The organism is Pseudomonas sp. S5F11 (assembly GCF_019641515.1).
Classification (GTDB): domain Bacteria; phylum Pseudomonadota; class Gammaproteobacteria; order Pseudomonadales; family Pseudomonadaceae; genus Aquipseudomonas; species Aquipseudomonas rhodesiae.
The window spans coordinates 1,518,749-1,530,707 of record NZ_JAIFJZ010000001.1 but is presented as its reverse complement, the minus strand read 5'-3'; the positions used below and the strand labels follow the sequence as shown (position 1 = coordinate 1,530,707).

The window sequence follows — 11,959 nt, the reverse complement described above, 5'->3', positions numbered from 1 at the left end:
CATAAAAACCGGAAGCAAATGCGAATAATTATTCATTGGGCGGCATTTCGGGTGTGACGACGATCAGCCAAGGGGTGAAAGCCTGGGCCCGTATCGGCAGTGTTTGCGCCAACAGTTGCAAGGCATGGTCGCTGTCATCCAGCGGTATGACGGCCGACACTCGTATGCCTTGGAGCGCATGGCGATCGAATTGGACACGGCCGGCGCGATGCCGGGCGATTTCGTCCAGCACCTCGGGCAATGGCCGATTCTCGACCACCAATTGATGACGGCGCCACGCCTCGTTGATGCTGGCCGGGTCGACCGTGCCGCTTAGGCGGACATCATTCGAGCGCATCAGGGCCCGCGAGCCTGCGTCGACCTCCAGCGTCTGCTCGCCATCGGCACTGTGTGCGGCTACGCGGGATTCGAGCATGCTCAGTACGGTGACATCACCGTCTCGCTTGACCACGAACCGTGTGCCCCGCGCGCGCAATGTGCCTTGGGGTGTCTGCACGACAAACGGCCGCGTGCTGTCGTGGGCCACTTCCACCAGTATTTCGCCTTGCAGCAAATCGATACGGCGCTGCTTGCCATCGAAATGCAGGTTCACCGCGCTGACGCCGTTGAAGGCCAGCGTCGAGCCATCTGCCAATTGCAGGGTTTGCCATTGGCCCGGACCGTTGCGCACATCGGCCATCCATTGCTGGGGGTAAGGGCTGACAAACAATGCGGCTGTTGGAATCGCCAGGCTGCACGCCAATACCAATGCGCGCACGGCGTTCTTGCTACGGCGGTTTTTAGGCTGCGCGAAAGCCGCGTTCAGCGCCGCCTTGGCTAGGTTTTTTTTGCCGCGCAGGGCCTGCATGCGGACAATGACTGCTTCCATTCGAGCGGCGGCCGCAGCGTGATGCGGGCCTTGCTGTTTCCAGCGCTCGAACGCCTGGCGCTGGGGCTCGTTCAGTTCGCCTTCATGCAGGTGCAGGAGCCATTCGGCGGCTTGCTCTTCGATCTCTGGGTGGCTATCCGACATGCTTTATCAAGTATCCATGCTATGGCCGCAGTGCATGAGCGCCTGGATCAGATATTTGCGTACAGTGCGTTCCGACAATTTGAGCTGGCGGGCGATTTGCTGCTGGGTCATTTCTTCCAAGTAATACAGCACGAATGCCTGGCGCGCGTATTCGTGCATGCCTTCCAGGATAAACGCGATCTGTTCAAGGGCTTCAAGGGTGGTGTGGATCTGCTCCGGGGATTGAAACCCCTCCAATGCGTCCACCGTGAGGGCCAATTCCTGCAGGTAGGCTTGTTCAATCTGTCGGCGCCGCGTCTGGTCAATGATCAGGCGCCGGGCTGTGGTGCTCAGATAAGCCCGGGGTTCGCGAATGCCGGCCACGGACTCGCGCGCGTTCAGGATGCGTGCAAACGTATCCTGGGCCAGGTCGGCCGCATGATGCCGGCAGCGCAGTTTGCGTCGCAGCCAAGTGAGCAGCCAGCCATGATGCTCGCTGTAGAGCTGGGAAATTTCCCGTTGGAATGGCGGTTCACCCACAGACATAGGTGTGACTCAGGCGTTATTGAGAATGGTTTTTAATTGTGCGGCCAAGCAACAGGTAAACGCAATAGACTCGCGTTTGAAGGGGAGTGGAGCCTGTTTTTACGGGCCTTTTCCGGTCATCAGAAAAATTTTTAAATAAAGTGCATTTAAATCAAGACATTGCGAAATTTTGCTGTATGATGCCGCCCACACCGAAAGTGAAGGGTGATTAGCTCAGCTGGGAGAGCATCTGCCTTACAAGCAGAGGGTCGGCGGTTCGATCCCGTCATCACCCACCATTCGCTTCAAGTGTTACGCGCAGCGGTAGTTCAGTCGGTTAGAATACCGGCCTGTCACGCCGGGGGTCGCGGGTTCGAGTCCCGTCCGCTGCGCCATATTCGGTAACCTGGACCACTGAACGCCAGGTCACCACAAGAAGCCCGCTCATTGAGCGGGCTTTTTTGTGCCTGGGATTTGGTTAGTCGGCTTTTCCTTGCGCGGCTGACGGATAGCCAGGTGCTCGAAGCAAAACGAGGCCGTGCCGAACACCGCGATAAGGGTCAGTACGATCATGCCTAGGGTTGAGCTTTCCACAGTGAGTTCCTAAATGATGGGGTAGGAAATCACGCTAAGTGCATGGCGAAAACACCTCAATAGACCCGACGCAATCCTTACAGCGTCGGGCCCTTTGTTACGTACTCTTTACGGCGCGTTGCGGCTATGGCGGTAGTCGCTGACTGCTTCATACACCGCCTTGCGCAGGCGGTTGATACCGCCGATGGGGCGGTGCTCCGCGACGCCAAACCAGGGGTTGAACGATTGGTTGTCGCACGCCAGGTTTTGCGCCGGGGTGTCGAAGTCCTGAGCCGGAATCCGGACGGTGGCTACGGTTTCATAGGGCGCGTCGCTCTCTTTCCACTCGATGCTGGTGTCTTCGATGGGCATGAACTTCTGCGGATTCTGCCGCTGGATCTGCAAGACGAAGCACGCCGGTACACGATCTGTCGACAGCTGCTGGCTCAAGGCACTGCGCAAGAAGTTCGGCAGGTCCTGGTTCTGTTTGGGCAGCACGTACTCCGGGCAGTTCTGTGGGGCGGGCGCTACGCGGAATTTGGCATTGGCCGCGCCGAACTTGTAGGGCGATACCGAAAAGTAGGTGGTCTGCGTCGGGCTGGCCGGTGCCGGCGCCAGAGTTGCCAGGGCGATAAACAGATGGCGCACTTGCCATGTGCGTGGGTCGATCTTGGGAAAGAACGCCAGCACTTTCTTGCCGTCCGCCTGGGCGCCGATGTTCTGGGCGTACTCCGCGACGTCGCTGACGAAAAAGTTGGGATGGCTGAACATCACAAAGTCTTGTTCGGTACGGCTTTGCTGGTCCGCCAGCAGTTGTTTGCCCGGTACGTCGAGTAACTTGAGCGCCATGCCCCGCGCGTCGCGGATGCTGTCGAACTGTGGGTAGGCATTGCCGTTTGACAGCCGCATGCTGGCCTGCCAGGTCTTACCGGGTTCGGCGAACACGCCCTGGCGCAGCGCAGGGTCCAGATCGCTCAATACACTGACTTCGGCCTTCACGCAGCCATGTGCTTTGGCGTGGGCGTCGCGCAGGTAGCGCGTGCCTTCGCGATGCTGATCGACGATGCGTACCGCCGTCTGGATGATGCCTTGGGTCATCGCTGCTTCACCCGGCGACACTTGCTCATCTGCCGACACCGGGCCGCTATGTTGCCATGCATACCAGGCCGTGGTCGCCAGCCAGCCAATCAGGCCCAGCGTTACCAGCCAGAGCAACGTCTTGCCAAGAAAGCGGCCAACCCACAACCAGAGGCGTGCAAGCAGGGAAGGGCGGTCATATTGAGATCGAATCATCATGGCAGTTGTTGCTCCAAAGGGCCGCCCAGTACTTTGAGGTATTCCAGCAGCGCCCAGCGCTCCTGCGGCAGCAGGCCACGGCCAATCACGCCGTTGCCTCGTTGGCCGGCACGGAATTCGTGGCCGCTGTTATGGTTACCCGTCACCCGGGTGTCGAACAGGAAGGCATTCTTGAACGCCGCGGTCTCAAAGCCCAAATGGCGCGGATCGTACTCGAAGGTGCCCTTATAAAAGGTGGTGCTGCGCTCATCCTGGGGCGAGAGCAGTTGGTAAATAGTCGGCACCGAGCCATTGTGCAGGAACGGTGGCGTGGCCCACACGCCGGCCAGTGGACGCGCCTTGTAAGCACGCAACTCGCGCACGCCGATCGGCAGGCCATAGCCATCCAGGCGTGGGCGCTCGGCTGGAGTCACGCCGGCGGCACGGTAGGCGTGGTCTTCGACAAAGGCGGTGACGTAGGCCAGGCCTTTGGCCACCGACATTTTCTTCAGGTCCAACGGTTCGGTCGGGGTGGGGTGCAGTTCGACATTCAGTCGGGCCAGTTCGGCCGGGTCCCATTGCAGGGCGCTGAGGTCGTAACGTTGATCGGCGATATTACTGGCGGTACCAGGGTCGGTGCCGATGTATTCAACCGGCAGCATTTTCAAGTGCTGCACTGGCCGACCATTTTCCTCGGTCACATTCGGTACGTGGCAGCCTGCGCAGTTTTCGGCGAACAGCGCGCGACCTTGGGCGGCCAGAGGCTTGTCGATGGCGCCGAACAGGTCTTCCGGCCAGGTGGGCGGTTTGAGGCGTTGCAGGGTTTCTTCAATCAGGTTGAGGTCGCGCACCCGTACGCTGGAAGGGTAGCGCGCCTCGCCTTGCAGGGGTTGGCCGGCGCTGTCGAAGAAGGTCAGGGTCGCGCCGACGCCCAGGGCTTCGCCGATGTTGCGTGCCATGGGTTGTTGCGCCGAGCCGTTCCATTGCACCCAGTCGAAGGTCCAGATGTCCCACAGCTGCGGGTAGTCCACGGGGGCATTGGCGACGCGGTAGTTGTCCGGCGAAATCCCATCGCCAAAGCTGGCGTTGGCGATGCGGCCAAAGGCGTCGGTGCGACCGGGGCCCTCTTCGGTGGGATAGAGGCCGCGGTGGGTATCGTTCCAGGCCACTTTGAGAAATTGATTCAGCGATTGTTTGAAATCCTGACGCAGTTGGCTGCGGTCGGTTTCATATCGATCCCCCAGCACCTGACGGGCGAAGCGCTCGAATTTCCAGGGGTTGTAATAGGTTGCCGCCAGGCTGGCAACGAGTGCCTGGCCGAAGCTACCGCCGCGCAGGGTGGGTACGCTTGATGGCAAAACGTGTTGGGCCGAGCCGCCATCGATACGCAGCGCCTGGCCTTGGAAATGCAACTCGCCGGTATGGCACGCGGCGCAGGTGATATCCAGGTATTCAACGTTGCTGTCGGCGTTTTTGTGGCGGGCGAACCCTACAGGCAGATTGCCGGGGTTTTGCGCGCTGGGCACCTGCTTGGGGTCGACCAGAAAGCCGAAGCGCGCCAGGTATTCTGGTGTGGCAAAGCGTCGCTCGGAGAACGGCAATTCCAGGGCGGTGAACCAATCGTAATGCAGGCCTTTTACCTGGGTGCCCTGAGGCGTGAAGTAGTAGGTCTGGCGGTCGGCGGCGCTCCATTGGTCCTGGTAATGCACCTGCTTCACCGGCACAGGGTCCGGCAGCGTGGGGTTGACGATGTAATAGATCACCACCGTCAGAATCAGGCCCAGCACGAGCCCGATCAGCAGCAAAATACGGGAAAAAATGCGCAAGATAACTATCCTTGTCGAGGGGTTGCGTTGTTATGCCACTAGGCCAGAGGTGCGGCAAGTGGCCATGAGCCTGGATGAAGGCGGTCCCGCGGTCCGTCGCGGGCCCTCATAATGAATGAAAATGCTTTTAAACACGTGAACTTATCGGAAGTTTCCTGCTCACATGCCGGTAGCCATTGGTCGTGGCCGCCTGATAAGCTCGCGACTTTATTCAAATGCCCTATTGGCGCATGAACAAGGAAATAGCATGAAACAGCATCGGTTGGCGGCGGCGGTGGCCCTGGTTAGCCTGGTACTTGCGGGTTGTGATTCGCAGACCAGCGTAGAGCTGAAAACCCCGGCGCAAAAAGCTTCCTATGGCATCGGCCTGAACATGGGCAAAAGCCTTGCCCAGGAAGGCATGGATGACCTGGATTCCAAAGCAGTAGCCCAAGGCATCGAAGATGCCGTCGGCAAGAAAGAGCAGAAGCTCAAAGACGACGAACTGGTTGAAGCGTTCGCCGCACTGCAAAAACGTGCTGAAGAACGCATGGCCAAAATGAGCGAAGAGTCGGCAGCCGCCGGCAAGAAATTCCTCGAAGACAATGCCAAGAAAGACGGCGTCGTCACCACTGCTTCCGGTCTGCAGTACAAGATCACCAAGAAAGCCGATGGCCCGCAGCCTAAGCCTACTGACGTGGTCACTGTTCACTACACCGGTAAGCTGACTAACGGCACTACCTTTGACAGTTCCGTGGATCGCGGCAGCCCGATTGACCTGCCGGTCAGCGGCGTGATTCCAGGTTGGGTCGAAGGTCTGCAATTGATGCACGTTGGCGAAAAGGTCGAACTGTATATCCCGTCCGACCTGGCCTACGGTGCTCAGAGCCCGAGCCCGGCGATTCCAGCCAATTCCGTGCTGGTATTTGACCTGGAGCTGCTGGGCATCAAGGACCCAGCCAAGGCTGAAGCTCCTGCCGCACCGGCCGCCAAGAAGTAATCGGCGCCTGAACACACAACGCCCCGTCTCGACGGGGCGTTGTTGTTTCTGCGGTTCGCGTACATCCAAACGAACGTCCGCAACCTGTAACAGTCTGATATAACACTCGAGCACGGGTAACCGCACAGCAACGCCAAGTCAATGAAATCTTGGGTTTTTTTGAGGTGCGCAAAAAACGCCCGATCTGACTGTAAGCCTTGTAACCCGTGGCTTTCAGGCCGCAAAACAGGCTCTGTTCACAAGGTTATCCACAATTTGTGTGGATAACCTTGTGTGTCGACTGGAACTGGAGTGACCGATGAAACCACCCTTCAATTTCACCCGCTTTCTGCCCATGGCGGCACGTTTGTTGGGGCGTGGACGTTTGCCGACCTTGTTGTTCGCCGTCGCCGCCAAAGGTTCCAGCCAGGGCAGCCGCCTCGGCAAGCTCAAGGACGACCTCAAGCTGCTTCAAGCCCTTTGCCTGGCTTACTGGCGCGGCGAATACCGCGCCATCAGCCCCAAGGCACTGATCTCGATCGTGGCGGGGCTGATGTACTTTCTGAGCCCTGTCGACGCGATCCCGGACTTTATCCCGATGTTTGGTATGTTCGATGATATCGCCGTACTAGCATGGATCATGAAGACGCTGGACGGCGAACTTAACGCCTTCCGTGCTTGGCGTGAGGCACAGCGCCCGGAGAAGCTCGCCGTGGTCGAGCGCCTGCCTGCCACGCCTGCGCTGTTGGCCCAGGAAAACCCGCAAAAAAACTGATTGCATCGCTATCCCCCTGCGACCTATACGGCTGTTAGGATTACACTCCTAAGGAAAGTGCTTACGTTGTAAGTGTTGTTATCCTACGGGGCAGTCATGGATATTCAGATAATTTCACGCAACGGCGCACCCGAATACGCGGTGTTGCCATGGGAGCAGTACCAGGCGCTGCTTAAAGCGGCCGGTCAGCAACAGCCTCCATCTCCTTCTTACTCCTCCGCCCAGGCCGCGTCCGATCAGGACCTGCGCCCTCTCGCCGACCTGCGCGGCCTGCGTGAGACCAAGGGCCTTGCCATTGAAGCGCTGGCCCGCACGGTGGGTATCAGCCCTTCTTATCTTGGATTGATCGAAAGTGGTGAGCGTCAGCCGGATGCTGCGATCCGCCGCAGCCTGGCCTGGGAATTGGGCGTTGCAGGTTGGAGGGATGAATCTTGAGCCTACGTATCAGTCGTCAACACTGGGATGGGTTGCTCAATGAACTGGATCAGGCGCGCCGCCAGCGCCATCTACTGACGTATCGGGCGCTGCTGGAGCGTTTGCAGTTTCCCTCGCCGGCCATGCAGACCTTGGCCGCCGCCCTGGAGCACCTGGCGGCCTTGGATGCCAAGGCCGATCAGCCGCTGCGTAGCTCCTTGGTGATCAGCCAGGGCGCCAGCCGCCTGCCGCGTACTGGTTTTTTTGAATGCGTGGAGCGTCTTGGGCGTTTCAGCGGACCGTCCGACGGTGTGGCCGCTGCCTCCTGGCATGCTTCGGAAGTGGTACGGGTATTCGAATACGAGTATCCGGAGTCCGCCGAGGCTTAAAGCGTTGGCGAGAGCATGTCCATGCTGTTGATCACATGGACGCTATAGCCCTCCATGTCCTTGGCATGATGCTTGGCCTGCGACGCCAGCTCTGCCAACTGGCTGGCGTCGAGCTGTTCACAGGCCTGTGGATGTAGATGGACAACGCCGATCGACAGCGAAAGCAGGGCAAACTCCTGGCGCACACCCTGGCGGTTCAATGCGACGAAGCAGCCGGCATCCAGGTGTTCGGCGCGGTAGAAGCGCCGGCATTGGGTGTGAAAATCATCCAGCAACTGGTTGAGCCGTCTGCGCCAATCCTGCGGCCCCAGTACCAGCAAAAAATCATCGCCACCGATATGCCCGACGAAGTCGCGGCTGGGGTCGACCCGGTCGTTCAGGCACTGCGCCAGGCACAGCAACACCTCATCCCCCCGTCCGTAGCCATAGATATCGTTGAAGGGCTTGAAGCTGTCGATGTCCACGTAGCAGATCACGGATTCCCGTTGCTGCTGTAACAGGCGCGTGAGGCACTGCTGAATCGGCACGTTGCCCGGCAGCAACGTCAGTGGATTGGCGTAGCGCGCCTGTTGGATTTTCAGCTCGGTGATCAGCTTCAGCACGTCGATCACCCGACCCAGGCCTAGGTAGTCACCATTGAGTGTGATGATGAAATCTTCTTCAATCCGTTGCCGCGCGCGGCTGGTCAGCAGGCGGCTGACCTGTTGCAGCGACTGGCTTAGCTCCACTGCCAGGAAGTCACTGCTCATCAGGCGGCTGATGGGCTTGCGCGCGAAAAGATCGGTGGCGAACGGCTTGAGCAGTGCGTCGGACAGCGAATGCCGGTGCACGATGCCCACAGGGTGACCGCGGCCATCGAGCACTGCCAGGGAGTTGAGATTGGCCTGGCGGCGAAAGGCCTCCAAGACTTGGGCGGTGGCGGTGTCTTGATCCACCGCCGGTTGTTCGTTCAGCAGGGCGCTGAGGTCGCTGCCTTCTTCGTTGAGGGACATGTTGGCGCTGTCGGGTTTGGGCAGCATCAACCGCGCTTCCTGCGGTGGCTGTTCCTGTGGCCGACAGAGCAAATAGCCCTGGACCAGGTCGACGCCCATTTCCATCAATACCGCCAGCTCTTCCGGCAACTCGATACCTTCGGCGATCACTTGCGCGCGCGATGCCTTGGCGATTTGCAGGATCGAGCCGACAAACTCGCGCTTGAGCGCATCTTGGTGGATGCCGTCGATAAAGTGCCGGTCGATTTTGACGTAGTCGGGACGTAGCTCTGACCACAGGCGCAAGCTCGAATACCCGGCGCCCAGATCGTCCAAGGCGATGGAAAATCCCATGTTGCGATAGTGGTGCAGGGCGGTCTGCAGTAGATCGAAATCGTCAGTGGGGGTTTGTTCGGTGAGTTCGATCACCACTTGGCTGGGCGGGATGCCGAAGTCGTGCAGCAGTTGCAGAGTGCGGCCCGGCTGGTGTGCCGTTTCCATCAAGGATTCCGGCGAGATGTTGAGAAACAGCTTGCCCGGCAGTTGCTGTTCGCTGAAGCGTCGACAGGCACTCTCGCGACATGCCATTTCCAAATCGCTCAGGCGTCCGGCCTGGCTGGCCACGGCGAACAGCGCGACGGGGGAGTGCAGGGGGCTGTTGGAGGGGCCGCGGCTGAGCGCTTCGTAGCCCAGAATACGTCGTTCGGATAAGCACAGGATCGGCTGGAACAGGCTGTGCAAACTGCCTTGAGCCAGGATTGAGCCCAATGCGTTCAGCTGTTCGGTCATGGTCATGGCGATCTCGATCGAAAAAAAAGGACCCCAGGCATAATGCCTGGGGTCCTTTATTTCACGACAGAATGATGTCTATTTGATGACACTCCGGAGAGCGTTCACATTAAATCGCCATCATTTACTGCTTGGCTACCTGCTTGCTGACCTTCAGGTAGTCCAGCAGAATTCGGCCCGTCTCGGCCAAGTAGGCGTCGTCTTCCGGCTTGGTTTTATCCGCCTCGGTTGGCAACGCGTCTTCGTCTTCTTTCTTAAGCTCCTTGAGCGGGTCTTCACCCTTCGCCTTGCGGCGGATGTTTTCCAGGGCCAGTTGCTTGTTTTCGATATCGCTATGCTGCGCACGGCGGTCCGCTTCATTGAGGCTGACGGTTTTTTCTTCCATCAACTTCTTGGCCAGGGCCAGCTTGTCGCGGATGAACACGAATTCGGCGTCCTTGGCGGAGCGGGTGTCGTGGTCAGCTTTGAGCTGTGCGAGGAATGGCTTGAACGGGTCGGATGCCGGCTTGATAGCGGGACGGATGGTGTCCCACGGCATGGCTTCCGGCAAAGCGCTTTCGCCGATTTCCTTGGTGTCGATGACCGACGGAAAATCGATATCCGGCAGCACGCCCTGGTGCTGGGTGCTCTGTCCGGACACCCGGTAGAACTTGGCAAGTGTCAGCTTCAGCTCGCCATGGTTGAGCGGCTGGATAGTCTGCACGGTGCCTTTGCCGAAGGTCTGGCCGCCGATGATCAGCGCGCGGTGATAGTCCTGCATGGCACCGGCGAAAATCTCCGAAGCCGACGCCGAGAGGCGGTTGACCAACAGCGCCATCGGCCCTTTGTAGAACGCGCCCGGGTTTTCGTCTTCCAGCACGTCGACACGGCCGTCGGCGTTGCGTACCAACACGGTCGGGCCTTTGTCGATAAACAGGCTGGTCAGCTCGGTGGCTTCTTGCAGCGAGCCGCCGCCGTTGTTGCGCAGGTCGATGACCACGCCGTCGACTTTTTCCTTCTGCAGTTCTGTCAGGATTTTCTTAACGTCGCGGGTGGTGCTCTTGTAGTTCGGGTCGCCAGCACGGAAGGCTTTGAAGTCCAGGTAGAAGGCCGGGATCTCAATGACGCCCAGTTTGTAATCCTTGCCATCCTGTTTGAGGTTAAGGACTTTCTTCTGCACGGCCTGGTCTTCGAGCTTCACCGCTTCACGGGTGATCGACACAATCTTGCTGGTCTGGTCGTTGGGGGCATTGGTGTGCGGAATCACTTCCAGGCGTACCACGCTGCCTTTTGGACCACGGATCAGCTTGACCACTTCGTCCAGGCGCCAACCGACGACATCGACCATCTCTTTGTCTGCCTGGGCCACGCCGATGATCTTGTCGGCCGGTGCGACCTGCTTGGTCTTGTCGGCCGGACCTGCTGGCACCAGACGCACGATCTTGACTTGGTCGTTGTCGCTTTGCAGGACGGCACCGATGCCTTCCAACGACAGACTCATATTGATATCGAAATTTTCCGCGTTATCTGGCGACAGATAATTTGTGTGCGGGTCGTAGGACATCGCGAAGGTGTTGATGTACGCCTGGAAGATATCTTCGGCGCGGGTCTGATCCAGACGCGCCAGCTGATTCTTGTAACGCTTGGTCAACAGCTCTTGGATGGCCTTGGGCTCTTTGCCGGCAATCTTCAGGCGCAGCACTTCGTCTTTGACGCGTTTGCGCCACAGATCGTCGAGGGCAGCGGTGCTGGTCAGCCAAGGGGCGTCCTTGCGGTCCACCAGAAGAGTTTCTTTCTGGGTGAAGTCAAGTTTGTCGACGCCTTTGTCCAGTTCAGCCAGCGCGAAGTCCAGACGCGCTTTGACGCGGTCCAGGTAGCGCTTGTAGATGGTGAAACCGGGTTGCAGGTCGCCGCTCTTGAGGAAGTCGTCGAACTGGGTCTTCCACTTGTCGAACTCAGCGATGTCGCTGGCCAGGAAGTAGCTGCGCGACGGATCCAGCAGCTTGAGGTAGCTGTCGTAGATGATCACCGAGCGCGCGTCGTCCAGCGGCGGCTTGCTGTAGTGATGGCGCTTGAGCAACTCGACGACGTTTAGGCTGGCGATCACCTCATCGCGATCCGGCTGAAGGTTGTCCCAGCTGTTGGCTGCGAACGTATGGGTCGACATCGACGCAAAGCCGAGACCAATGAAAAGAGCGAGGGCGGTGCTGGGGAACAGATGCTTCATGCTGGTTCGACGCGGGGGCAATTGATAACGCATATTAGGCCGTCTTTGAAGTCGCCGGTTCCGTGTGGGCCGGTCGCATAATGCAAAAAGCCCGGCGCTACTGCTACGGGCTCAGTCCAGACTCACTATGGAGGCACTGTGAAAGCATTGCAAGGCGTTGAAGGTCATGTGATGCGCTTGGCGCCCCGAGTCCTACATAGGATGTAGGCTCATTTCACATTCTAATGACGACTTCTGGCCTTGATCGCGTCGATTTATAGCAGCCTC

The 11,959-nt window shown here is 59.0% G+C and carries 10 protein-coding genes and 2 tRNA genes; 6 read left to right on the top strand and 6 right to left on the bottom strand.

The features are described from left to right. Positions 1-28 precede the first annotated feature (28 nt). Positions 29-1,012 carry a FecR domain-containing protein gene (locus tag K1567_RS06615; protein WP_220698274.1) on the bottom strand — a complete coding sequence of 328 codons (984 nt, stop codon included), beginning with the start codon at positions 1,010-1,012 and terminating at the stop codon, positions 29-31. Between the two features lie 6 nt (positions 1,013-1,018). Beyond that, positions 1,019-1,537, bottom strand: a complete 519-nt coding sequence (locus K1567_RS06610) for a sigma-70 family RNA polymerase sigma factor (RefSeq protein WP_034096723.1) — start codon at positions 1,535-1,537, stop codon at positions 1,019-1,021. A 202-nt stretch (positions 1,538-1,739) separates the two neighbouring features. On the opposite strand from K1567_RS06610, the gene K1567_RS06605 reads away from it, so the two are divergent. Next, positions 1,740-1,815: transfer RNA gene (locus K1567_RS06605), tRNA-Val, on the top strand. A 19-nt stretch (positions 1,816-1,834) separates the two neighbouring features. Further along, a tRNA-Asp gene (locus tag K1567_RS06600) sits at positions 1,835-1,911 on the top strand. Between the two features lie 307 nt (positions 1,912-2,218). Here K1567_RS06600 and K1567_RS06595 read toward each other — a convergent pair. Together K1567_RS06595 and K1567_RS06590 are read right to left on the bottom strand one after the other, a co-directional pair. Further along, the gene (locus tag K1567_RS06595) at positions 2,219-3,385 is read right to left on the bottom strand and encodes a catalase family protein (protein WP_169868309.1); all 1,167 of its coding nucleotides are present in this window, start codon (positions 3,383-3,385) and stop codon (positions 2,219-2,221) included. After that, positions 3,382-5,190: a di-heme-cytochrome C peroxidase gene (locus tag K1567_RS06590; protein WP_169868307.1), complete on the bottom strand. Its 1,809-nt coding sequence runs from the start codon at positions 5,188-5,190 to the stop codon at positions 3,382-3,384. Before K1567_RS06590 ends, K1567_RS06595 begins: the two co-directional genes overlap by 4 nt. A 247-nt stretch (positions 5,191-5,437) precedes the next feature. On the opposite strand from K1567_RS06590, the gene K1567_RS06585 reads away from it, so the two are divergent. The 4 genes from K1567_RS06585 to K1567_RS06570 all read left to right on the top strand — a co-directional run bounded on the left by K1567_RS06585 (position 5,438) and on the right by K1567_RS06570 (position 7,726). Beyond that, positions 5,438-6,169, top strand: a complete 732-nt coding sequence (locus K1567_RS06585; RefSeq protein WP_034096726.1) for an FKBP-type peptidyl-prolyl cis-trans isomerase — start codon at positions 5,438-5,440, stop codon at positions 6,167-6,169. A gap of 298 nt (positions 6,170-6,467) precedes the next feature. Then, entirely contained in the window at positions 6,468-6,923 is a 456-nt protein-coding gene (locus K1567_RS06580; RefSeq protein ID WP_034096727.1) for a YkvA family protein, read from the top strand. 96 nt (positions 6,924-7,019) lie between these two features. Continuing rightward, positions 7,020-7,358 carry a helix-turn-helix transcriptional regulator gene (locus K1567_RS06575; protein WP_034096728.1) on the top strand — a complete coding sequence of 113 codons (339 nt, stop codon included), beginning with the start codon at positions 7,020-7,022 and terminating at the stop codon, positions 7,356-7,358. Further along, on the top strand, positions 7,355-7,726 hold the full coding sequence (locus K1567_RS06570) for a hypothetical protein (protein WP_034096729.1): 372 nt from the start codon (positions 7,355-7,357) through the stop codon (positions 7,724-7,726). The genes K1567_RS06575 and K1567_RS06570 overlap by 4 nt, the downstream gene beginning before the upstream one ends. Here the strand turns inward: K1567_RS06570 and K1567_RS06565 are convergent. Then, positions 7,723-9,492: a bifunctional diguanylate cyclase/phosphodiesterase gene (locus K1567_RS06565; RefSeq protein WP_034096730.1), complete on the bottom strand. Its 1,770-nt coding sequence runs from the start codon at positions 9,490-9,492 to the stop codon at positions 7,723-7,725. The genes K1567_RS06570 and K1567_RS06565 overlap by 4 nt on opposite strands. Positions 9,493-9,610: 118 nt before the next feature. Then, on the bottom strand, positions 9,611-11,692 hold the full coding sequence (locus tag K1567_RS06560; protein WP_169868305.1) for a carboxy terminal-processing peptidase: 2,082 nt from the start codon (positions 11,690-11,692) through the stop codon (positions 9,611-9,613). Positions 11,693-11,959 lie beyond the last annotated feature (267 nt).